We start from the raw sequence: 24,163 nt of genomic DNA, 5'->3' as shown, positions 1-24,163 counted from the left end.
ATCGATGCGAGGCTCTCGCCTTACGATCGCTAGCGAATCGCTTATCCGCAGGACTCGCTTGCGGCCTGCTGCTAGGCGGCTCAATCGGTTGTGCACCTACCGACGGGCGTGTCCCGGCCTCGGGGGTCGTGCTGATCGATGGCCAACCGCTTACCACCGCCATCATCCGGTTCTTTCCCGAGAGCGGCCGCATGTGTGGCGGACAAGTCGATGAGGAAGGGCGTTTCACGCTCTCCTGCATCAAACCGGGTGACGGTGCCGTTATCGGCACGCACCGCGTCGCGGTGATCGCCTCGGAACCGCTGGGCGGCAACAAGTTTCGGTGGCACGCTCCGAAGCAGTACGCCGACATCGCGACCTCGGGGCTGACCGCGCAGATCGATGGCCCGACCGAAGACCTCAAGATCGAACTCAGTTGGGGCAAGAAGAAGGGCCCCTTTATCGATCGCATGTAGCGCTTCCTCGTAACCGTACTCGCCTTCTCAACCGATCGCTCGCCCTTCTGACCTCACGACCCGCCATGAACCAGCAAACACCATCCCCTAATGGCACGCCCCATCGGCGCACCTTTCTCAAGACGGCAGCCACGGCGGTCGCGGCACCCTACTTCGTCCCGGCCAGCGTCTTCGGTGCCACAGCACCGAGCAACCGGGTAAACCTCGGCATGGTTGGCCTCGGCAATCAGGGAATGCTCAACCTGAAGCTGTTCCTCGAGAACAAAGACTGCACCGTGCTCGCCGTTTGCGACGTCAACCGCGGCAGCTACGGCTACAAAGAGCCCAAAGACTTCTACGGCCGCGACCCAGCGCGCGAGATGGTCGAGAAAGCCTACGCGAAGAAAGCGCCGGGCGGCTCCTACAAGGGCTGCGACGCCTACACCGACTTTCGTGAAGTCCTCTCGCGTGACGATATCGACGCGGTCGTCCTCACCACGCCCGACCATTGGCACGGCGTGATGACCATCAAGGCGGCCGAAGCGGGCAAGGATATCTACTGCGAGAAGCCGCTGGGGCTGACGATCGCTGAGCAGATCGCCATGGCCGAGTCCGTCCGCAAGCACAACCGCATCTTGCAAACCGGCAGCCACGAGCGCTCGAACCCGGTGATCCGCAGCGCTTGCGAACTGGTGCGCAGCGGAGCAATCGGCAAGGTGCATCGCGTGGTGACCAACGTCGGTCGGCATAACAAAGTGGGTCCCGGCCCGGGCTGGGAACCGATGCCCGTGCCCGACACACTGGACTACGACCTCTGGCTCGGCCCGGCACCCGAAGCGCCGTATCACAAGGACCGCTGCCTGTACAACTTCCGTTTCAACTACGACTACGCAGGCGGACAGGTCGCTAATTTTGGTGCCCATTCGCTGGATATCGCCCAGTGGGGTTTGGGGACCGACGACACGGGCCCCGTGCAGGTCGAATCGGTCTACGCCGATTTCTTGCCCGAAGGGAGCCTCTTTAACGCGGCCACCTACACGCACTTCCGGCTCAAGTACGCCAGCGGCGTGGTGGTCGAGAGCATGACGGCCGAACCCTCGGTGCGTTGCCTGTTCGAAGGCGAAGACGGTGTCATCCGGATCGACAATCAGGCGCGGAACTTTGTGACAATCCCCGGCTCGATCAAAGTCGAAGCGGGATTGACCGACGTACCCGAGCAGTACCGCAGCAACGCCGATCACCATCAGAACTTTCTGGACTGCGTCCGCTCGCGGAAGGAGCCCAACGCTCCCGTCGAGATCGGACACCGCAGCGCGACACTCTGCCATCTCGGCAATATCGCAAGCCGACTCGGCGGCAAGTTCGGCTGGGACCCCACCGCCCAGCGCTTCACGGGCTCGCGTGCCGAGACCGCTAACGAAATGCTCGCCGTCAAGCAGCGTGGCGTGTGGACCGTTTGACACCAAGCGGGCGACGCAACCAAGGAGTGAATGCTCCCCGCCAGAAGAGGCACCGATGAAGAGCGCAGCGACAACGCCGGGCCTCACTGCGCGCCGCGGACGGGCATTGCCTACCGATATTCGCGTTGTCGGTGCTCGGCTCTATCTGCTGCCGATCGAAACGCGGGTACCGCTCAAGTTTGGTGCCGAGACACTCACCTCGGTCACATGCGCCCGCGCGATGGTGCGGGTCGAGGGACGCGACGGCCGCACAGCCGTCGGCTGGGGCGAAACACCACTGAGCGTGCAGTGGGTGTGGCCCGACCCGTCGCCATACGATCAACGCTTGAGCGCGCTCCAGACACTCTGCCAACGGCTTGCGGCAGCATGGGTAGAACCCACCGAGGCCGGACACCCGTTTGAGCTCGGCAGCGCGTTAATCGAAGAACGGCTGGAAGCGGTGCGACAAGACTCGCCCCAGGCACCGCCTCTGTTGGCCGCGTTGGCTTGCAATGCCCCGTTCGATCTCGCGCTGTACGACGCCTTCGGCAGGCTGCACGGCAGGCCCGTGTTTGAACTGCTCGGGAGCGAGCACCTGGCGTCGGACTTGGCAGCACCGCTTGAATCGCCTGCGCTGGCGGGCAAGCGTCCGGCAGATTTCCTGCGGCACCAGCGAGTCGATCGTCTGCCGGCGTGGCACCTCGTGGGGGGGCTCGACCCGGTCAGCGAAGCCGACCTCGATGGCTCCGAGCCCGACGATGGCTATCCCGTTCTGCTGAGCGACTGGATCGAACGCGACGGTTTGAAGTGCCTTAAGATCAAGCTCCGCGGGACCGACGCGGAATGGGACTACCAGCGGATGGTTGATGTGTGGCGCGTCGCCGAGCCACGCGGTGTGACCGATCTGACAGCTGACTTCAATTGCACCGTGACCGATCCGGCCTATGTGGTGGAAGTGCTCGACCGCCTTCGGGCCCAAGAGCCTACGCTTTACGAGCGCTTGCTGTATGTGGAGCAACCGTTTCCGTACGACCTGGAAAAACACGCGATCAAGGTCCACGAGGTCGCGCGGCGCAAGCCCCTGCTACTGGACGAGAGCGCGCACGATTGGCGTCATGTGCGCCACGGTCACGAACTCGGCTGGACCGGTGTCGCGCTCAAGACGTGCAAGACGCTCACCGGCGCGCTGCTCTCCGCGGCATGGGCGCAAGAGCACAACATGGCACTCATGGTGCAAGACCTGACCAACCCGATGCTCGCGCAGGTGTCGCACGTGCTGCTCGCCGCACACGTTGCCACGCTCAAGGGAGTCGAGACCAACGGCATGCAGTTCTACCCCGAGGCCTCGGCCCCTGAAGCCGTCGTGCATCCGGGTCTGTACACCCGTCGTGCGGGGCAGATCGATCTGTCGTCGCTCACGGGGCCGGGGTTTGGTTACGCCGGGGCCGAGGCCGCGCGCGAACTTCCCGATCCGGTCAGTTCTTTCGGCAAGTGCGACTAACGCCACCTCTGCCCCGCAAGCCATCAGGCACAACGATGCACCACAATGATTTAGTTTGCCTACAATTCCGCCCGGCAAGGCAGCGGTGCCTTGCGATTGCGGTCGCGATTTGCGGGGTGGCAGTGGTCGCGTCCACGCCGGCATCTCCAGCCACTACCTATTGGGACGGCGCGCATCTAGCGCGGCTGCGCGCAGGAGATCCCAAGGCGGATGCTCGTACAACGGCATCGCTCGAACAGGTCCACGAGAAAGCCCGCAGCGCACTCAAGCGGGGCCCCTACTCGGTGGTCGATAAGACGCTGGTCCCGCCCAGCGGCGACAAGCACGACTACGCCAGCTACGGGCGATACTGGTGGCCCAACCCCGACACGAATGACGGACTACCTTATGTGCGACGCGACGGCAAAGTGAACCGAGCGATGCTCAGCGCAGGAGATCGGGTGCGTTTAGCCGACTTCTGCGACGACCTGGAGGCGCTCGCCCTGGGAGCCTACGTTCACACCGACTCGCGCTATGCCGAGCACGGTGCCAATCTCGTTCGCGTGTGGTTTCTCGACGAAGCGACCCGCATGCGGCCGCGGATCCGCTTCGGTCAAGCTGTGCCCGGACGGTCGGAAGGGCGGGGTGCCGGCGTCCTCGACGCCCGCAATTTTATCCGGGTGATCGATTCGATCACGCTGCTCGAAGCGATGGACGCTTTCAGCCGCGACGAGCAGGCCGCCCTGCGTGAGTGGTTCCGAGAATACGCCGAGTGGCTCGCCACGAGCCCGATCGCCGCCGAAGAACGCCAGGCTGACAACAACCACGGCACATGGTTCGCCGCTCAAGAAGGCCATATCGCGCTGTTCAACGGAGACGCCGTGCTTGCTCGAAAGATCGTTGAGCAGGCGCGCGACAAGCGGTTCCCGCGATCGATCACGCCCGAGGGAACCCAGCCGGAAGAGCTCACTCGAACCCAGTCGCTTCACTATTGTTTCTTCAACCTAGAGGCTTTTTTCTCTCTCGCTCGGGTTGGCGATCGCGTTGGCGTTGACCTGTGGAACTACACGGCACCGAGCGGTGCTTCGCTCCGCAAGGCGTTCGACTGGGTGTCGCCTTACCCGGCTAAACAAAAAGCGTGGTCATATCCGATGCTGGACCGCTACAGCGTCTCCGACGCACAGAGCACCTTGTTCATCATGGCGGCCCAAAAGTGGCAAAACCCCCGCTACCTGCGTTTGCTCGACAAAGCACCGGGCCGTTATCAAGAACGACATCTGGCGCCGTTGATGTTTCCTTCTTACGCAACAGAGGACGCGCTATGATGCTCACCTCGATCTCACCCCCCGCCTCGCTGTTCGGCCCCTCTCGTAGGCTGGCCGTCTGCGTGGCTTTATTGGTTGCCACTCACGCGCATGCCGAGGTGAAACTGCCCGAGGTGTTCTCCGACGGCATGGTCTTGCAGCGTGACATGCCCTTGCCGATCGGTGGCACGGCAGCGCCCGGCGAGCAAGTGACCGTCCGTCTTGCCGGTCAGCAAAAGTCCACCGTGGCCGATGGCCAAGGGAACTGGAGAGTGACCCTCGAGGCGTTGTCGGCAGGTGCTGTTGGGGATCTGGTTGTGACAGGTTCTAACAAAATCACCCTCAGCGACGTGCTCGCCGGCGAGGTCTGGGTGTGCAGCGGTCAGTCGAACATGCGCTGGTACGTCCGCGACGCCTGGAACGCCGACCTGGAGATCCCCAAAGCGAATCATCGGGAGATCCGCCTCCTGACACTCAACAGCCCGGGGAGCCAGACGCCGCAGACCCGTTGCGACGCCCCCTGGGTCGCTTGTACGCCACAAACGGTCGGCGGCTTTTCGGCAGTGGGGTACTACTTTGGATTAGAACTGCACGAGCGCCTGAAGGTTCCCGTGGGATTGATTCACAACGCGTGGGGAGGTTCGGCCTGCGAAGCATGGATCCCACTCGATCGCCTCGAAAAGGATCCGCGTTACGCTCCGCTGCTCGAGCGTTGGGAGAAGATCGTTGCCGGGTACGACGAGGCGGGCGAACAAGCCAAGCACGAAGTGCGGGTCGCTAAGTGGAAAAAGGAACAGGCCGCCGCTAAAGCCGCGGGCCGACCGGCACCGCAACGCCCCCGGCTTGATAACCCGCTCGTTGGTCAGCACCGACCGGCCAACTTGTACAACAGTCGTCTTACGCCGCTCATGCCTTTGCCGATCCGCGGTGTGATCTGGTACCAGGGTGAGAACAACGCCGGGCGGGCCTATCAGTACCGTGAGCTGTTTCCGCTGATGATCCGCAGCTGGCGCGAGGCGTGGGGGCAGGGCGACTTCCCGTTCTATTGGGTGCAGCTCGCTGACTTTAAGCCGATGCACGCCGAACCGCGCGAAAGCGATTGGGCCGAACTACGCGAAGCCCAGACGCTTACCCTCGACCGCGAGCCCCACACCGGCCAGGCCGTGATTATCGACCTGGGCGAAGTAGCAGACATCCACCCCCGTAAAAAAATGGAAGTCGCGCGGCGCCTTGCCCGCCTAGCACTGGCAAACGAATACGGCTTTAAAACGGCCCATAAGAGCCCGCGTTTTGACCGCCTGGAGCGGGTCGATGACGCGCTTGTGATTACGCTAAAGGACTGCGACCAACCGCTCAGAACGGTCGACCAACCCGAGGTGCTCGGCTTCACCGTTGCAGGAGCGGATCGAAAGTGGCGTCACGCCACGGCGGAGATCCTCGGCAAGAACCAGATTCGCGTCCACTGCGACCAGGTGACTGATCCTGTTGCCGTCCGCTACGCCTGGGCCGACAACCCTGTGTGCAACCTGTTCACCACCGCGGGTCTGCCGGTCACGCCGTTCCGCACGGACGACTGGCCCGGCAAAACGATCCACAATCAGTAAAGCATGACCACGGTTCGCACACTTTATCGCTCAGCCGCTTGCTTGGCGCTCGTCTTGATGACGACACCAACCCGCGCTGCCGATGTGCTGGTCACCTCTGCCAGCGAGATCGCCGCGGCGCTCGGTTCGCTCCAGCCGGGCGATACGCTCGTCATGCGCGATGGCGTGTGGACGAACCAGAGCATCGCGCTAGCGGGGATCGGAACGTCGGTCGCGCCGATCACACTGCGCCCCGAGACTCCCGGGGGCGTTAAGCTCACCGGCTCGTCGAAGCTGACGATCTCAGGCGACTGGCTCGTGGTGGAGGGACTGCGATTCGAGGACGGTGCACTCAACGAGAATGAGCACATTGTTCGCTTCCAGGGTGCGTTGGGCGAGGCAACCAATTCGCGATTCACCAACTCGACCATCATCAACTACAACCCGGCGAGCACCTCAACCCGCTACTTCTGGGTCTCATTGGAGGGCAATTCCAATCGGGTTGACCACAACTACTTCTCGGGGCAGAACCACTCGGGCGTGACCGTCTCCGTGGTGCGTGACTCGAACGAAGCCGACTACCACCGGATCGATAACAACTACTTTGCTGATCGCTTGCCGGGCAATGGCAACGGGTTCGAGACCATTCGCATCGGCACAAGCGACTTCTCGATCAGCGACTCTTACACGACCGTGGAGAACAACGTGTTTGAGCGGGTGGATGGAGAGATCGAGATCGTTTCAAACAAGTCGGGCTCGAACACGATGCGCTACAACACGTTTCGCGCGTCGTCGGGAACACTCACACTCCGGCACGGGAATGACGCCACGGTCGAGGGGAACTTCTTTCTGGGCCAAGGCAAATCGGGCTCGGGAGGCGTGCGGGTCATCGGCGAACGGCAGACGATCATCAACAACTACTTCCAGGGGCTTGATGGCCGGGCCGGTGGGGCCATCTCCCTCTCGGCAGGGGTGCCTAACTCGCAAGTGTTCGAGTACGTCCAGGTCCGCGATGCCCTCATCGCCAACAACACCATCGTCGATGTGAACGCCGCAGCGATTACGTTCGACGACGGGTTGGGCTCATCAGGCCGCACGCTGCTGCCAGAGAACGTAACGATCGCAAACAATCTGATCTGGAGCACGCAAGACCCCCTGTTTGAAGGAGCGCAAGGCACCGGCTGGACCTGGCAAAACAACCTGGCGTTTGGCCAGTCGCTCGGTTCGGCCGCGGGGCAGTCGGGCATCGTGGTGGCGGATCCCCAACTGACCATCGGTCCCGACGGACTGTGGCGACTGTCGCCCACGAGCCCCGCGATCGACGCCGGCACAAACGCCCACAGCTCGATCCTGACGACCGACTTCGACGGCCAAGCACGGATCGGGCTGCCCGATATCGGTGCCGACGAACTCTCGATCGCAGCAATCGTTCGTAAGCCCCTGTCGGCTAGCGATGTCGGCCCCGCGTGGCTCGGCGCCGCGGTGCCAACCGTTGGCTGCGGTCCCACCGGCTGCGTGCTGCAGGCGGAAGCGTTCTCTTCGATCCTCGATCCCGACGCGGACGGGGCCTTCTGGACCGTTGAACCGGTCGGCACGGCGCTCGGGGGGCAAGTGCTGAAAGCTCCCGCCGGCGATCGGATCGATCTGCCCGCGGAGACGCACGACACGATCGCCACGTACGACGTCATGTTTGAAACCGCGGGGGTCTACACCGCTTATCTGCGGGCGCGGGGTTTCTCGGGCTCGAGCGATAGCCTCTACACTCCCGCGGCGTTCGATACCGATCCGAGCACGGTCGAGACGGTGACCAACGACGGCACGTTCCGCTGGGAAACCCTGCCCGTAACCTTCGCGATTGGTGCGGCACACGTCGGCATGCCGCTCGAATTCCGCCTCGCGATGCGCGAGCAGTTGCTCGAGATCGACGCGCTGGTGATCACGCTCGATCCAACGCTCACCGCCACTCAACTCGACGCCTTGTTCACCGTCGTGCCGGGCGATTACAACGCCGACGGTTTGGTCGATGTGGCCGACTACACCCTGTGGCGCGACACCCTCGGCCAAGTGGGAGTCGGGCTGCCCGCCGATGGCGATGGATCGGGCGTTGTCGACGACCGGGATCGGCTCTATTGGGCGCTCGCCTATGCGGGCGCAGGCAGTGCGGCAATTCCCGAGCCCGCAGCGCTCTGGCTAGTTTCTGTAGTGACGCTCTGTGGGACCGTTCTGCGTCAACGTGCTTAGCCGCTTACTCCTCGGCAGACAGCGCGAGCAACCGGTGGGTGTCTTCGCGCAAGCTCCAGAATAAGCCCGGGCGTAGCAAGAACTCGCACAGTGTGCTGCTGACCAGGCCGCCGACGATGACGGTCGCGACAGGCATCAAGATCTCCTTGCCCGGTTGATCGCCGCCAAGCACCAGCGGAACAAGCGCCAGGCCGGTCGTCAGCGTGGTCATCAGCACGGGAGCAAGGCGATCGAGGCTGCCCTGCAAGATGGCTTCGCGAGTCACTTGGCCGATTTCGCGCGATCGGTCGAGATAGGTCGAAACCAACAGCAGACCGTTGCGGGCAGCGATCCCGCCGAGCGAGATAAATCCCACCATGCCGGCCACCGACAGGTCTTGCCCGGTGAGGACCAAGGCGGCAACCCCCCCGACCATCGCCGCCGGCAAAGAGAGCAAGATCTGCGAAACAATGCTCACCGACGGGTAAGCGGCGTAGAGCACAAAGAACACGACGACGATCGAGAGCAAGCCCAGCCCCACAATCCGTTGCGTGGCGACCCGCTGCGCTTCGAACAGACCACCATAGGTGACAAAGTATCCCTCGGGGAGCGTAACGTCGGCCGCGATGCGTTGCTGGATTGCTTCGACAGCACTGGCGAGGTCGAGCCCAGCGGTGTTCACCCGGACCACGATCCGGCGCTGCGTGTCCTCGCGTGTAATGGTGTTGGGGCCCGAGGCCTCGTAAACACGGGCGAGCGCCGCGAGGGGGGCTTCGCGGCCATCGGGCAGCTCCACCACCAACCGATCAAGCTGATCGATCGCCTCCCGATAGGGATCGTCCATTCGCAGCAGCAAGTCGAACGCCTTGTCGCCCTCCAAGATCTGCGAGACAACCCGCCCGTTCATCGCGGTCTCGACAAAGCTTTGAACCTGTTGGGCCGAGACGCCATAGAGCGCCAATTGATCGCGTAGCAGTTCGACGCGGAGCTGAGGGATCTGCTGTTGCTGTTCGACGACCGGCTCGGCGATGCCCTCGATCGGAGCGATCGCCGCGCGGATCGTCTCGGCGGTCGTGCGGAGCATTGTCAGGTCTTCGCCGTAAACCTTGATCGCAATCTGGGCGGTGACACCCGACAGCATATGGCTGATCAAGTGGGCGATCGGCTGCTCGACCTCGTGCTCAACCCCGGGAAGATCCTCGACCGCGTGGGTTAGCTCTTCGATCAGCTCGGCCCGTGAGAGCGGCGAGTCGGGGTTGAGCGACATCACGTACTCGCTGACGTTGACACCCATCACGTGCTCGTCTTGCTCGGCGCGCCCGGTTCGGCAGGTGAAGTTAAGCAGCGGGTTGTCGGGGTGTTCGGGTGTCGCGAGCAGCGTACTCAGCCGCTCGTCAGCCATCTGGCTGATCCGGCGCGAGGTTTCGAGCGACGTGCCTGGGGCGGCGAACAGGTTCAGCTGGGCAGCACCTTCGTTGAACGGCGGCAAGAAGTTGCGCCCCAGTCCCAACAGCGTGCCCAAAGCCAGCAGCACGGCGAGCCCCGCCGCTGGGGCACCTAGAGCGATTCCTAGCGGCCCCGTGCTGAATCGGATCAGCGGCGTCGCCGCACGCTTCAGCTGACGAAGCAGCCACCCCTCTTGTTCCATCGCGATCGCCCGCGCGCGGGGGAGCAGATAGTAAGACAGCACGGGGGTCACGGTCAGCGAGACCACCGTCGAGGCCAGGATCGAAACCACATAGGCCACCCCGAGTGGCGTGAACAAACGGCCTTCCATGCCGGACAGCGCAAACAGCGGGGCAAACACCAGAATTACGAGCACGGTGCTGGTGATGATCGCGCCGCGGACCTCGCTGCTGGCGTCGAACACCACGGCCAGCGCTGAACGGGGCTCGGCGGCCAACCGATTCTCGCGGAGCCGGCGGAAGATGTTCTCAACGTCAACAATCGCGTCGTCTACCAACTCGCCCAGCGCCACGGCAATCCCGCCGAGCGTCATCACGTTGATCGAGAGTCCCATCCACCGAAACACCAGTGCCGTGACCAGGATCGAGAGGGGGATCGCGGTCAGGGTGATGAACGTGGTACGGAGATTCACCAGGAAGATGAGCAGCACGATGAAAACGAGCACCGATCCATCACGGAGCGCTTCGATCACGTTCGACACGCCGTAGTCGATAAACTCGCGCTGCCGGTACAGCGAGGGATCGATCCGCACGTCGGCGGGCATCGCGGGACGGAGCTCGGCGACGGCCCGTTCGATTTCCGCCGTCAACCAGCGCGTGTCGGCACCCGGCTGCTTCTGAATGGTCAACACGACCGCCTCGCGCCCGTTGACACTCGAGTCGCCCCGCTTGACCTGAGCACGCTCGACCACCCGCGCAACATCCTGCACCAGGACCGGTCGACTCCCGCCTGACTTCACTACCACGCTGCGCACATCATCCAGCGAGCGGAGCCGTCCGATGCCCCGCACCAAGAGCTCGCGGCCGTCGCGGTTGAGATACCCTCCCGTGACGTTCAGGTTGCTCGCTTGCAGCGCGCGCTCAAGCTCCTCGAGCGAAACACCGTATTGATGCAACAGGTGGTAATCGGCGAGCACCTGCACCTGCTTGCGGCCTCCCCCCATGGTGATCACCTGGGAGATGCCGGGGATTGTTAGCAAACGGCGTCGCACCTGCCAGTCGGCAAGCGTGCGGACCTCAAGCGGCGAGATCTCGCCCCTTTCGCTCCACATGCCGAGCAACTGGATCTGACCGAGCAACGAAGAAACAGGCCCCAGCTGGGCCCGCACTTCGGGCGGCAAACGGCTCCGCGCTACATCGAGCCGCTCCTGAACGATCTGACGCGCCGTATAGATATCGGCACCCCAGTCGAACTCAACGTTGATCACCGCTAGCCCGATGTCGCTCTGGCTGCGTACCGCCACCACACCCCCGGCACCGTTGACGGCCGTCTCGATCGGGAACGTGACGAGTTGCTCAACCTCTTCGGGGGCCATCCCGGGGCACTCGACGAGGATCGCCACACGCGGCCGGGTTAGATCGGGCAACACGTCGATCGGCAACGACAAAGCCGCCATGGCACCCAGCACCAGAACCCCCACCGAGGCGCACAGCACCAGAAGCCGATTGTGAAGCGAGAATCGAATGACCGCGTTGAGCATGATGAAAGAAGAGGGCCGACCTAAAGTACAAAGAAAAAATCAACGACCCGCATCGGCCGTCGCCAGGGCGAGGCAAGACTGTGGAGTGAACGGGGGCTTAGTGATCGTGATGGTGATCGTGGCCCCCGCCGCCGCCGCTGTGCGCTTCCACCGCCAGATGCAGTTGATACGCCGCATTCATCGCGATCGTATCCCCCGGGCTTAGCTCGCCGCCCACGGCAACCACCACTTGCTGGTTGTCCCGATAGAGCACCGTAACGGGCACCGGTTCGAGCTCGATGAAGGCGTCCTCGTGGTCATCATGAGCAAGCTCATCGTGAGCGTTGTCACCGTGATCGGAGTCGTCGTGATCGGGGTGGGCGTTGGGGTGATGGGGGTCGTCGTGGTCCGAGTCTTCGTGGTCGTCCTCATGCACGTGGGGTCGGAACACGAAGGCGTTGGGGCCTTCGATCGCCACGGCATCGGCCGGCAGCGGGATCTGCCCGCGGATCTGCTCGATGGGCAGCAACAGGTGTGCCCGCTGGCCCACCGAGAAACGCCAGGTGCGATACTTGCGCCCCTGCGGTCCCGTGCTCTCGTGCAACAGCTCGTTACTGAGCGGCACATAGCAGGAGTACGCCTGGGTGCCCGGATCAACGTGATTGGCCACATAGCGAACGCGCAGATCGGTTACGAGGCTCGAAGTGTTGCGGTGCGATTCGAGGCTGTGACCGAATTCCGCGGTGAGAGGCTCACCGCGTTCTGCGAGTCGTGCCATCAAGGGCACGTCGCGTTCGAAGGCCTTAACGCGCAGGTACAGCTTCGAGTGCGAAGCCAGATCACAGAGCGCTTCGCCGCGCGCAACGGTCTGTCCGGGCTCGACCAGCAGCCGCTCGATGCTGAGATCCTGCATCGCGGTCTGCTCTTCCCACGCGACGGTCCGCACCGCGGGAGAAGACTCCTCACGCAGGGCGACCCCGGTCGACAGCTGGGGCGCTCGAACAACAACGCTTCTTAACAGGCGTCGGTTGCCGAACAACTCTTCGACCTGATCCTCCGGCAAGCCGCGGACAATCAGTTCGTCACGCCGTAAGCCGATTGTGGTCTGCAGCTCGCGCAGTTCGTAGCCCAGGTCCCTTCGCTGGCGGCCGTTGACCACACCGCTCTGGGCAAGCGGTTCGAGTCGTTCGAGCTCTTCTTCCACAATCTGCGCGCGGGTGAGCGCCTCGATGAGTTGCAGCTGCGCGTCAAGCACCCGCTCGTCGGTAATCTGTACCTCGAAGAGCGCGTCGCCGGGCTCGGCGGTCGCCCCGGGTTCGGCCGCCACCGCCCTCACCACCCCGTTCACCGGGGCGGCTAGCTTGTAGGCGCTCACGCCCGGGAACTCGGCGACTTCCGCCGGGATGGCCGTGGTACGCAGATAGTCGCTGAGGGTTACCTGCCCCATGCGCAGGCGGAGCGTATCGAACGCTTGGCGCGAGAGCGCGACATGCGGCTCCTCTTCGGCGGGGTCGGCGTGATCATCGGGGTGATCATCATGATCATCGTGATGCTCGGTCAGGCCGATCCATTCGGAGAGGCCGGGCTCGACCCACCCGCGTGTGAAAAATCCGGTGATCGCCGCCAACGCGATCAGGGCTGCTGAAAGGGAACGATTCATCGCGACCAGTGTCCGTAGAGAGGAAGCCGCGCGGAGGTTCACCCCCATGCGGCATCAGGAGCATGCCGCCCACAAGAGTTGTGCGCGGACCGAACCTAGAGAGAGGGCCCATCGTGGCCCAAAACCGACGCCCTTTAGCAGCGCAAAACGCGCGGAGCCGCGCACAGGTTGCGCGCGGCAATCGGCTGCGCAGACCGAAGCGGGAGCGAAGCCATCCGCGCAGCGGCGGTCAGCGCTGTCGGAGCCTCAGCAGCCCAAGGATTGCCGACGAGGTTCGGCCCATGCGACGGCTCGGCACGATCCCTGAGGATTGCCACAAACGGCAGGGCATGCTGGCAGTCGTCAGCCTCAACCGCACGAGCCGGCTCGTCCCCCCCCACAGGAAGGTGGTCATGCGGGGCGTTCTGCAGCGCGTGGTGCCATCCGCTGTGCTCCCAGCATCCGCACGGCGAACTGCCGAGCTGATAGAAGCTTGCCGCCAGTAGCAGCAGGCTGGTCGTGCGGAGCAACAGGGAGGGACGCATGGTTCGCATTATCCGCTGCCGAGCGTGCTGTGGCTAGAGCAACCGCTCGGTAGCCCGGTCGGCTCCGCAGCAGAGCGCCTCCCCCGCGGCCGATGCCAATGGGCCTCAGAGGCCTTCCGAACTTGTAGCTCCGCTGCCGGCCAATAGCCCGCCCCGCAGCAACTGGGCGGTGGTATTCAGTTCGCGCAGGGCGGCCAGCGACTCAAGATTCACCTCGAAAAAGGTCCGCTGGACTGTCAGTAGGTCGAGAAAATTAATCTCTCCCGCCTGGTAGCCCTCGGCGGCGAGATCGAGATTCTCTTGCGCGCGGGGCAAAACTTCTTTGCTCAGCGCCTCGGCCCGCTCACGCGCCGCCTGGAATCGGCCGTAGACGGCAGCCAACTCGCGTTCGAGCGTCTGCTCCTTTGCCTCCAGATCTCGTTGGGCTGCCGTAAGCTCGGCCTGAGCCCGCCCGATCGCGCCCTGGTTGCGGTTCCAGATCTGTAGCGGCACGCCAATCTGCACGCCGGCAACCGTGTAATTGGTTGAGTCGTCGTACTGCACCGAGAACTGCGTTGACACGTCGGGCACCGCGACGGATCGCTGGTAGGCAACCTCGCAGCGGGCTCGATCGATCGCAGCAAGACGCGCTGCCAGCTCGGGACTGGTTGCCAGGATCTGTGTCTGGGTAGTTGCCCAGTCGGTTTCGCGGAGCAGGGCGTCTCGGTCGGCATTAAGCGGCTGAGGAGTTGCCGACAAGCCAGTGAGCGGTGCAAGCCGCCGCCAGCTAGCAAGCAGCAGCTGGTTCGCGCTGCGGCGCGAGGCGTCGGCGCGTTGCGCTTCGATCTCGGCGAGCAGAGCGTCGGTCCGCTTCCCCTCGCCGGCCTCAAGCAGCCGCCGCGATGCCTCCGAAGCGCGGCGACTCAGTTCGGTCAGCCGCTCGGAAAGCTCGACCTCGAGCTGTGCAAGGTAGGCATCGTAGTAGGCCGTGCGGACGTCCGTCAGCAGACGCATCCGTTCCACGCCGAATTCTTGTTCGAGTCGACGGGCCTCTTTGCTCGCCACGGCTTGAGCGTACGTGAGTTTGCCCCCGCGGACAAACTGCTGGCTGACAAACGCGCCCTGCTGACCCGCCAGGCCTTCGTTGCCAACTTCCGCGGCGACGTAGCCCACCGAGGGGTTGGGGCGTAATCCCACCTGCAAGCAGTGCCAGCGTGCCGCTCGCACGCGCGCCTCGATCGCCTGCAGCGAGGCGCTCGCCCCGATCGCCAGCTCTTCGACCGTTGTCAGCGTCAGGGCACCGCCCGAGAGGTCGCCTTCCCGCAACACCGGCTCGGCAGCGAGCGGGGCGGTCAGCGCTGTCTCGGCAAGTTCCGGGGAAGCTTGCTGCGCAACACAGCGAGCTTCGCCGAGCATCAACCCAAGCGACAACAGGCACACCAAGCCAGGGCGGATTCGTAGCACGGGAGGCAGACTCGCAGGAGACAACGGCTGACAACCGTTGTATCGGTTCTAGCGGCTTGCCGGGCCGTTTGCGGCTTTACAGCCGTCACAGCTTGACATCGCCCCCTGCATTTGCACCAAACCAACAAAGCGCGCAAGAGCGTTCTTAATCGGCTGCTGGCACCGCAGGCGTCGCGGAGATCACGCAACGAAAACCTACGTGGGCCGAGCCCGTGTCGGGCGGCGTCCCTCGTCGCGCGGAGGGACGATAGCTCTCGCAGTAATCGACATGGCACAAGAAAGAACCCCCTTTGATGACTCGCCGCTCGCTCCGTGGATCGGTGGGATCAAAGGTCTTGGCGGGGCTCGACGGATCAATCACCAGCCCGCGCTTCTGAAGACGAACGTGGCGGTCCTCGCGGTATCGATCACCGGTCCACTCCCAGGTGTTCCCCGCCATGTCGTACAGCCCGTAACCGTTGGGCGGGAACGCTCGCACGGGCGAGGTCAGCTCAAAACCGTCCTCGATCGTGTTCTTGTAGGGAAACTTGCCCGTGAACGTGTTGGCCATGTGCTTCCCCGTCGGCATAAACTCGTCGCCCCAGTGGTAACGAGTTGTCGAGCCGCCGTGGGCCGCGTACTCCCACTCCGCCTCGGTGGGCAGGCGTTTACCGGCCCATTCGGCATAAGCAACCGCGTCATCCCAGGCGATCTGGGTGACCGGATACGCCTCGCGGCCTTCATTGGTGCTGTCCGGCCCCTCGGGATGCCGCCAGTCAGCGCCCGTCGTCCACGACCACCAGCGGCTCATGTCCTGCAAAGGCACCGGATGCGCCGGCGGAACAAACACCAAAGAGCCGGGCTGGAGAACGTCCGCCGGGGGCTTGGGCGTTCCGGGAGGGACCTGCTTCTTGAGTTCCTCCCAATCGACCGGTCGCTCGGCGATGGTCTTGTAGCCGGTCGCCTCGACGAAATTGGCAAACTCCGCGTTGGTCACCGGTGTGGCATCCATCCAAAATCCCGAGACGCGCACCGGATGCGCCGGACGCTCATTGGGAAAGCTATCGGGACTGTCGGTCCCCATGCTGAACTCGCCCCCTGCGATCCACACCATGCCGGGGGCAGGGGGAGCCGGTTGCGCCGCCTCGGGCGGTGACGGCACGGCATCTGACCAAGCCGTTGTCGCGCACAACACGACAACCATCGCGATGAACCTCGGGGTTGCCGATTTCATCGTTGCCGGAGCAATCATGCGTAAAGGGCTCGCTCGGTTGGTGGGCAGGCATTCCCCACATTATAGGCCGCGCTCTGCGCGGCGGGGGGCAAACCTCAAACATCGAGGTTCTTTACATCCAACGCGTGCTTTTGGATGAACTCGCGCCGGGGTTCCACTTGATCGCCCATGAGCACGCGGAACAACTCGTCCGCGGCACCGGCGTCTTCCATGGTAACCCGCATGAGCGTGCGGGCGGCCGGATCGAGCGTGGTGTCGCGGAGCTCTTCGGCGTTCATTTCGCCCAGGCCCTTGAAGCGGATGATTTGCAGACCCCGCTCACCGGCCGCTCGGATCGCAGCGGGCAAGCCGCGGAGGTCATCGAGGCTCGACTCGTTCTCGCCACGGCGGAGCGTGAAGCGACTGATCTCTTCGCCGGTGCGTTCCTGAGGGATGAGGGCGTCTACCTCGAATCCCATCGCCGAAAGATCACCCAGCAGGGTGTTGATCGTCCGCACCTCGTGCAGCTCGACAACTCGCACACGGCGCTTTTCGACCGTGGCGGCTCCGTCGGTGCCCGCATCGCCGCCGGCCAACTCCTCGGTCTGCATGACGGGGCCACCCATGTCGATGATGAGCTCACCGCCCGAACTCTCTTGCTGCTCGATGAACTCGTCGAGCTCGGCACGATTGGTAAACCAGTGCTCGGCGGTCCCGAGAAACACATGAAACACCGGCAGTTTGCCGGTCTCCGCGTCTTGTCGCTCGGCGTGAATCTTGAGCGACACACCGCGACGCTCGAGCTGCAAGAGCGCTTCTTCCATCGCCGCCAGGGTGCGGACGAGCTTGCTCATGGCTTCGCCCTCGATCGAGATGCCTTCGCTCGATTCGAGCAGGCTCTCGCCGAGGCCCAGTTCAAGAAGCTGGCCACGCATCTCTTCTTCGGTCTGCACGTAACGGGCGGGCTGCTTGCCCTTCCGCACGCGGAACAGCGGCGGCTGCGCGACGTAGACGTGCCCCTTCGCCACGAGGTCGTACATCTGGCGATAGAAGAACGTCAGCAGCAGCGTACGGATGTGCGATCCATCGACATCGGCGTCGGTCATGATGACGACGCGACCGTACCGGCGCTTCGTGACGTCTTGCTCGGCACCGATGCCGGCACCGATAGCGGCGATCATGCTCCGGATCTCTTCGTTGGCCAACACCTTGTCTTCGCGGCTCTTGTAGGCGTTGATGATCTTGCCCCGCAGCGGCAGGATCGCCTGAAACTCGCGGCGTCGTCCGCCCTCGGCGGGGCCGCCGGCCGAATCGCCCTCTACGAGATAGAGCTCGCACTTGTCGACCTCTTTGCTGGAGCAGTCGCGCAGCTTGCCGGGCAGGCTCCCGCCGCCGAGCGCACCTTTCCGCTCGCGGATGAGCTGGCGCGCCTTGCGAGCGCTCTCGCGTGCTTCCGCTGCGACAAGTCCCTTCTTGGCGATCGCCTTGGCCGTGCGGGGATTCTCCTCGAAGTACTTCTGCAGGTATTCGCCTACCAGCGTGTTGACGATCCCCTCGACCTCGCTGTTACCGAGCTTGGTTTTGGTTTGACCCTCGAACTGTGGGTGCGGTACGCGGCAAGAGATGACTGCGGTGAGTCCTTCGCGAAAATCCTCGCCCGTGGGGGTCGGGTCCTTAAAGATGTTCTCTTTCTTGCCGTAGTTGTTGAGCGTTCGGGTCAGCGCCGCACGGAAGCCGCTAAGGTGCGTGCCGCCCTCGGTGGTGTTGATATTGTTCACATACGTGTGAACGTTCTCCGTGTACTCGCCCGAGTACTGGATGGCCACCTCGATCTCGACACCGTCCTGTTCACCGGCGGCGTACATCACCTCCGGGTGGACGGTCTCACTGGCACGATTCAGATGCTTAACAAACTCGCGGATACCGTCTTCATAGCAGAAGGTCTCGCTATCGCCGGTGCGCGCGTCGCCGATCGTGATCCGCACCCCGCGATTGAGAAACGCCAACTCCTGCAGCCGCTTGAGCAGCGTCGAGTAGCTGTACTTGGTGGTCTGAAAGATCTGCGGGTCGGGTTTGAACGTGGTCTTGGTTCCCCGCTTGTCACTGGAACCCGCGCGCCGCACGGGACCTTTCGGAATACCCCGTTCGTACTCTTGGTGATGGACGGCACCCTCTCGGCAGACCTCAACCTCGGCAAACTCGGAAAGAAAGTTCACGACCGTCACGCCGACTCCGTGCAGACCGCCGGAGGTTTGGTAAGCCCCCTTGCTGAACTTGCCGCCGAACTTGAGCACGGTCATCACGCCTTCAAGCGTGCTGACGTCGCGGCCCATCTGTTCGGAAAGCTGCTCGTGTTTCTCGACCGGAATCCCGCGCCCGTCGTCTTCGACCGTGATCGAATCATCCGGATTGATCGTGACCTTCACCTCAGTGGCGTAAGACGCCATGGCTTCGTCGATCGAGTTATCGACGACTTCATAAACCAAGTGGTGCAAACCACGCCCGGTCGTGTCGCCGATGTACATACTCGGCCGCTCACGGACGTGTTCCAGATCGGAGAGGTGCTCGAGATCTTCTTGACCGTATTCGCTGTTGGCTTGTGCCATGGTGCTCGTTACTTCGCTCGCCGATACTTTCGTAACGGCTCAAGGTGATCGAATTTCAACGAACCAGAGTTCGTCGGTTTTCGGAAAAGTTAGAGATGGTGATCGCGGTTGAAAAATTAACGGGGCGACTCGAGTCGGCCTACACGCAGCCGGAGCGACGTGATCTTGGCATCGGGAACGATTCGGCGGAGCGACTCAAGGAGGCGTGACTGATCGAATTGCAACTCTTGTACGATTGCGCTGCTGCTCACGATCACCTCGAGCTGGCCCCGGCTGAAGGTCGAAACACGCGAACGGCGGGCCACGGCTGTCCCCACGGCTTCCGCCCATGCCGCCCCGATCACCTCGTCGCTACGTATCGCCGCGTAGCCTCGCTTGGCGAGAAGCCGAGCCATCACATCGGCAATCGATTTCGGTTTGCGCGCGTAAAAACGCTTACGCTGCAAGACTGCCCGCTTCGTGTGATCGCTTAGCTTGGCTAGCGAATCGCTATCAATCGAGGAACTATCTGGCGACATCAACTACGATCCCGCGCTAACGGCATGACGACGTATCCGTAGCCATCCGCAACGGTCGCTACAGCCGCGGCGTCGCTATCGACCAGGTCCAGCGTGAACGAGGTCTCCGCGTCGAGGGTCTTCAAAAAGTCGATCATAAAACGCGGGTCGAGCGTGATGACGATCGGCGCACCGTCGTAAGCGATTGGCAGTTCGACACGCGACTCACCGACCTCAGCGGCCGAACCGGCCAGCACCAAAGACCCCTCGCCAAACGTAAAATCGATGCCCCGGCTTTCGTCGCTCGTCACAATCGCGGCCTGACGCACCGCCGAAAAGAACGGTCCCACAGTTAGTTCGATCTTGACCGACTCGATCCGCTGCGGGAACACATCTCGCCACTTCGGGAATCGTCCTTCGAGCAGACGCGTGGATACCGTAGCCCGCCGACTTGTCACCTGTAGCTCACTCGCGCGGATCGCCAGCCGAACGATCTCGTCGTCGGCTGATAAGACCCGATCGATCAGCTGGAGCGAACGACTGGGGACGATGGTTGATTCTCCCAACGGCGAGGGTTCGCCCACGACTTCGATCGGTCCCTGCATCCGTGCCAGCCGGCGCCCGTCGGTCCCCACCGCGATCAGCCCGCCCGCGTCGTCGGCCTCAAACTTCACACCCCCCAATGCGTAGCGGCTGCTCTCGTTGTCGGTCGCAAAAATCGTGCGACGGATCATCTCCTTGAGCAAACGGGCAGGGGCCTTGTAACAGGCCTCTCCGTCGAACGTGGCGACGGGGGGAAATTCGGCCGCATTCTCCGAGGTCAAATGAAACGTGCTCCGCTCACCGCGGATGACGGTTTTTTGCCCTTCGGTCTCGATCCGAAACGTTGGGTCGCTACTCTCGCGGAGCATCGAGCCAAACCGCGAAACCGGCAGCATGACCGCGCCGGGTGTCTCGGTATCGACTCCCTCAACCGCGTGACGGATGGCGACCTCCAGGTCTGTCGCGATGAGCGTGGCGGGGGCACCTGGAGAGTCTTCCCCCGTCCGGCCGGTGCCGACTTCGAGCTTAACACTCTGCAAAATTGGCTTAGGACTTCGCGAAGGCGCGACCGCTTGGACGGTCTGAAACGCCTGCAAGAGAAGTTCTCGGTTGCAAGTAATCTTCATGCTGGACGTACGCGGACCGGGGATCGCTCGCGAGCGATGTTGGAGCCCGTAAAAGGAAAGAAGTTATCTAAATTAAATCTGTTGTTATTACTTCGTGCGTGAGAAGGTTGATTTGGTGACTCGCGGCGGAAGTAAAGCAAACGTCTCGTTCGACTTACGGACCTATCAAGAGCGGGGATAACCCGTTCACCGGATGTTTGTTAGGTGTCGCGATGCTGATTGGATGTGTCGAATATTTTGAGGTAAACCGGGCTGAGCGACAGACAATCAACGTGGTTTTGTCGGCGCGTGAACAGCTTTTCCCCACTCGCTTAGCGGTGCAATTCGTTACCGTTTGGCGGCGGTTAGGTTAAGCTGATTTCGTAATTCTTCCACGGTTTGACGAAGTTCGTGGTCGCCTGCGAGTCGGCTTTCGATGACCGTGTGATTGTGAGCAATGGTGGTGTGGTCGCGGCCGCCAAAAAAGCGACCGATCTCTTCGTAACTTAGCGGGGTTAGCTGTCGCGCGAGGTAGATCGCCACAGCGCGGGCGAACACCACCGGTTTGCGGCGTGAAGGGCTGCGCAGTTCGCGGAGCGGTTGTCGCAGACGCCGGGCCACCAGCTTGGCGATCTCGCGCACGGGGGGCGAAACGGTGTCACTCTGACGGTTTAGCCACTCGTCAACGTGCGTCACGCCGACAGCCCGACGCGAGGGGGTAAGCTCGCAGAGCTGCCGGGCGGTCGCGACGAGTTGTCGCGTGTCGCCCCCAAGTTGCCGTGCGATCAGGCTGAGGGCGTCGTCTTCAATGCGATAGCCGGCGGCTTCCACGTATCGACGGAGTATCTCGCCGCGGGTACCCACCTCAGGCAGCGCCACCTCGAGCGAGAGACCTCCCGCTGCGCGGCTAACCATGCGACGATCAAACGCGACGACCGAAGTCGCCGGAACCGCCGAGGTCATCAGCACCATTGCCTGTGCATCGACAAGGGCATCGATCGTGGTTGCCAACTCGTCGGCCAACCACCGCGACATGCCCGCCCGATGCACATCCTCTAAGATCAAGAGGTTGGCCGACCTGATCCGCTGACGGAAAGCTTGGACCCGATCTTCGCGGATCGCGGAGTCGGCCAAGCGGCGGAAATCGGTCAACGACATCCGCAACACATGCCTTGGCTTAGTTTGGTCACCATCTGCGGGGGGCTGGGACCAGGCATTGGCCACGGCCGCGGCCAGCAGCGATTTTCCACAACCGGTCGGACCGACTAGCAGCAGCGGGTTCCAGCGTTGAACCGCAGCGCGTGTGAGCGCATCGTTCGCCGCTGCCAAGAGCTGCTTGGCGACACCTTCCACGAGCCGGTTTTCGGGCCCGAAGAGACACCATCCAGCCGGGTTGGGCAGCGGCTCGTCGTTCGCCGTCCGCAGTTCCTTACCGTTGCGACCCCATCGCGGCATCAAGCCGCTCAGAGCGACCGGATCGGGCCCGGCGGGCAACAGCAGGGTACTGACTTGCGACACAAGCGATCCGGCACAGGAGAGAACACGCATCGCGGGGGCTGGCGGGCACGCTCGAGCCACCTGTGAGGCGAGCCGAATTCTACCGGAAAAACGCCCCGAAAGGGAGTCTCGCCCATCCGCTTAAGTCCGCTGAGAAGAAAGTCGTAAGTCGTTAATTGTCTGACAGATACGATCCACCGCCCGGTCAATGTGGGCCGTCGTGGTCAGAGCCCCCCAACTGAACCGCAGAGCCCCCCTGATTTGCTCGGCCGAAAGACCCATCGCAATCAGCGTCGGCGACGGCTCGCTTGAACCGCTTGCGCAGGCCGATCCGGTTGAACAGGCTATCCCGGCAAGGTCGAGTGCCATCATCAAGGCTTGTCGGTCGAACCCGTCAAACGACAAGCAACTGGTGTGCGGGAGCCGGTCGGTTTCGGACCCCCACACGCGGAGAGGAACCCCCCGATTTTTAAGACCCGTCTCAAAACGGCGCTGTAATCCTGCGAGCCGCGCGGCGCGCTCCGCCGCCTCGTCATACCAAGCCTCAAGGGCCGCTTGCGCGCCGATCGCCAGATCAACCGCCTCGGTGCCTGGACGCAGCCCGGCCTGTTGGGGCCCCCCGTGGAGCAGGGGCGTGAGCGATAGGCTGGCCCCCACCAAGAGCCCGCCCACTCCCCGCGGACCGTGGAACTTGTGGGCCGTAAAGCTGAGCGCCGCGACCCCCAGAGCGCGGAATCCCACCGGCAGTTTGCCCACCACCTGGACCGCATCGGTGTGGACCGGCACGCCCGCCGCAGCGCAGCGCGCCACGACTTCTCCCACCGGCTGAATCACGCCGGTCTCGTTGTTGGCAAGCATGACGCTTACCAAACGCACGTTGGGAACCTCCGCTAGCAACCGATCGAGTTCGTCCAGCTGCACTACGCCGTGAGCGTTGACGCCGATCCGCTCGATGCGGTAGCCCTCGCGGAGCATCTGGTCGGCCGTTTCTGAGACGCTCGGATGCTCGATCGCCGAGATCAAGACCGCCCCCCCCGGCGGGCCGGCGAGTCCCCGCAGTGCTAGCGTGTTGGCCTCAGTAGCCCCGCTGGTGAAAATGAGTCGATCCGCAGCGAAGCAACTGGCGTCTCCCCCCAGCAGGTTGGTGATTCGTTCGCGGGCTGCTTCCAGGGCCCGCCGAGCCCGCCGTCCCTCGGAGTGCTGGCTGGCGGGGTTGGCGTAGTTTTCTGCCTGGGCTTCGGCCAACCGCACCGCCACAGCCGGTAACAGCGGCGTTGTGGAGTTGTGATCGAGGTAAATCGTGCGGGCCATCCGCTGAGTATAGACGCCGCGAGGTCAGTGCGCTCTTAGCCCGCCGATTCCTCGGTGCGAGCCGGTCTTGCAGCATTTTGCTCGGGTTTCTAGCGTCCGCAGCGCCCACAGCGATTCGCCCCCAGGTGCGCAGGCGCAGGGGTTTACCACGCTCAAGAGCCCATTTCTCTAGCCCCCCCGTCGATAACGATGGCCAAAGTAGAATCTTCGCTGCAAACTTTTTATCGACTGACAATTATGGCGGGCACGTTGGCGGTTGGATCGCTGGCCGCGTACCGCTATGGCCCCCCCGCCGATCAGCTTGCCGATCACATCGATCAAGCGATGGCCTTGGTTCAGCAGCGGTGGGAGGCCTCAGCGCCAACGCCGATGTCGTCAACGAGCACCGCCAACGCTCTGCCGATCGCGAGCGCGGGACCGAACATGAACGCGGGCGAAGCACCCCTGTACGACGATCAGCTCCAGACCGTTGGTTTCGATACGGCGTCGGCACCGCCCGCTTCTGCTGAGCTTCCTGAGATGCGGGTCGCTCCGTGGGGAAATGAAGGCCTGCACCGTGCCAGCATGACGGTACCGAGCGCGCTCGGAAATCGGCATTTGGACGCGATTGGGGCGACTCGTGACGAGGCGATCAGCAATCTGACGGCTCAAGCTCAGTCGCTCCGGTAACAGCGGGTGCC

General features: G+C 63.2%; 17 protein-coding genes. 7 read left to right on the top strand and 10 right to left on the bottom strand.

Going from position 1 to position 24,163, the window contains the following annotated elements:
* Positions 1-128: 128 nt before the first annotated feature.
* From Pla111_RS09690 to Pla111_RS09665, 6 genes are all read left to right on the top strand, one after another.
* Entirely contained in the window at positions 129-455 is a 327-nt protein-coding gene (locus Pla111_RS09690) for a hypothetical protein (protein ID WP_146573736.1), read from the top strand.
* Between the two features lie 65 nt (positions 456-520).
* Positions 521-1,894, top strand: coding sequence for a Gfo/Idh/MocA family protein (locus Pla111_RS09685; protein ID WP_146573734.1), 1,374 nt, complete (start codon positions 521-523; stop codon positions 1,892-1,894).
* A 55-nt stretch (positions 1,895-1,949) separates the two neighbouring features.
* A complete protein-coding gene (locus tag Pla111_RS09680; protein WP_146573732.1) occupies positions 1,950-3,374 on the top strand; it encodes a mandelate racemase/muconate lactonizing enzyme family protein in 1,425 nt (474 codons plus the stop codon).
* Between the two features lie 116 nt (positions 3,375-3,490).
* The gene (locus Pla111_RS09675; RefSeq protein WP_197524905.1) at positions 3,491-4,678 is read left to right on the top strand and encodes an alginate lyase family protein; all 1,188 of its coding nucleotides are present in this window, start codon (positions 3,491-3,493) and stop codon (positions 4,676-4,678) included.
* Complete coding sequence (locus tag Pla111_RS09670; RefSeq protein ID WP_231930893.1) at positions 4,675-6,261, top strand: sialate O-acetylesterase; 1,587 nt, start codon at positions 4,675-4,677, stop codon at positions 6,259-6,261. The genes Pla111_RS09675 and Pla111_RS09670 overlap by 4 nt, the downstream gene beginning before the upstream one ends.
* A 3-nt stretch (positions 6,262-6,264) precedes the next feature.
* Positions 6,265-8,481, top strand: a complete 2,217-nt coding sequence (locus Pla111_RS09665) for a polysaccharide lyase 6 family protein (protein WP_146573728.1) — start codon at positions 6,265-6,267, stop codon at positions 8,479-8,481.
* Positions 8,482-8,485: 4 nt separating this feature from the next.
* On the opposite strand, the gene Pla111_RS09660 is transcribed toward Pla111_RS09665, so the two are convergent.
* From Pla111_RS09660 to Pla111_RS09615, 10 genes are all read right to left on the bottom strand, one after another.
* Positions 8,486-11,626, bottom strand: coding sequence for an efflux RND transporter permease subunit (locus tag Pla111_RS09660; protein WP_146573726.1), 3,141 nt, complete (start codon positions 11,624-11,626; stop codon positions 8,486-8,488).
* A gap of 97 nt (positions 11,627-11,723) precedes the next feature.
* Positions 11,724-13,265, bottom strand: coding sequence for an efflux RND transporter periplasmic adaptor subunit (locus Pla111_RS09655; RefSeq protein ID WP_146573724.1), 1,542 nt, complete (start codon positions 13,263-13,265; stop codon positions 11,724-11,726).
* A gap of 134 nt (positions 13,266-13,399) precedes the next feature.
* A complete protein-coding gene (locus tag Pla111_RS09650) occupies positions 13,400-13,789 on the bottom strand; it encodes a hypothetical protein (RefSeq protein ID WP_146573722.1) in 390 nt (129 codons plus the stop codon).
* A gap of 105 nt (positions 13,790-13,894) precedes the next feature.
* Entirely contained in the window at positions 13,895-15,232 is a 1,338-nt protein-coding gene (locus tag Pla111_RS09645) for a TolC family protein (RefSeq protein WP_146573720.1), read from the bottom strand.
* A gap of 145 nt (positions 15,233-15,377) precedes the next feature.
* Positions 15,378-16,415: a formylglycine-generating enzyme family protein gene (locus Pla111_RS09640; protein ID WP_197524904.1), complete on the bottom strand. Its 1,038-nt coding sequence runs from the start codon at positions 16,413-16,415 to the stop codon at positions 15,378-15,380.
* Positions 16,416-16,540: 125 nt separating this feature from the next.
* On the bottom strand, positions 16,541-19,030 hold the full coding sequence (locus tag Pla111_RS09635; protein ID WP_146573718.1) for a DNA gyrase subunit B: 2,490 nt from the start codon (positions 19,028-19,030) through the stop codon (positions 16,541-16,543).
* A 116-nt stretch (positions 19,031-19,146) separates the two neighbouring features.
* Positions 19,147-19,548, bottom strand: coding sequence for a DciA family protein (locus Pla111_RS09630; protein WP_146573716.1), 402 nt, complete (start codon positions 19,546-19,548; stop codon positions 19,147-19,149).
* Positions 19,548-20,696, bottom strand: coding sequence for a DNA polymerase III subunit beta (gene dnaN, locus Pla111_RS09625; protein WP_146573714.1), 1,149 nt, complete (start codon positions 20,694-20,696; stop codon positions 19,548-19,550). Before dnaN ends, Pla111_RS09630 begins: the two co-directional genes overlap by 1 nt.
* Before the next feature lie 327 nt (positions 20,697-21,023).
* The gene (locus tag Pla111_RS09620; RefSeq protein ID WP_146573712.1) at positions 21,024-22,223 is read right to left on the bottom strand and encodes a helix-turn-helix domain-containing protein; all 1,200 of its coding nucleotides are present in this window, start codon (positions 22,221-22,223) and stop codon (positions 21,024-21,026) included.
* 90 nt (positions 22,224-22,313) lie between these two features.
* The gene (locus Pla111_RS09615) at positions 22,314-23,483 is read right to left on the bottom strand and encodes a cysteine desulfurase family protein (RefSeq protein WP_146573710.1); all 1,170 of its coding nucleotides are present in this window, start codon (positions 23,481-23,483) and stop codon (positions 22,314-22,316) included.
* Between the two features lie 189 nt (positions 23,484-23,672).
* On the opposite strand from Pla111_RS09615, the gene Pla111_RS09610 reads away from it, so the two are divergent.
* Entirely contained in the window at positions 23,673-24,152 is a 480-nt protein-coding gene (locus tag Pla111_RS09610; RefSeq protein WP_146573708.1) for a hypothetical protein, read from the top strand.
* Positions 24,153-24,163 lie beyond the last annotated feature (11 nt).

It is taken from the genome of Botrimarina hoheduenensis, from assembly GCF_007859815.1.
GTDB classification, from domain to species: domain Bacteria; phylum Planctomycetota; class Planctomycetia; order Pirellulales; family Lacipirellulaceae; genus Botrimarina; species Botrimarina hoheduenensis.
The sequence above is the reverse complement of the archived record's forward strand: the minus strand, read 5'-3'. Positions and strand labels throughout refer to the sequence as shown.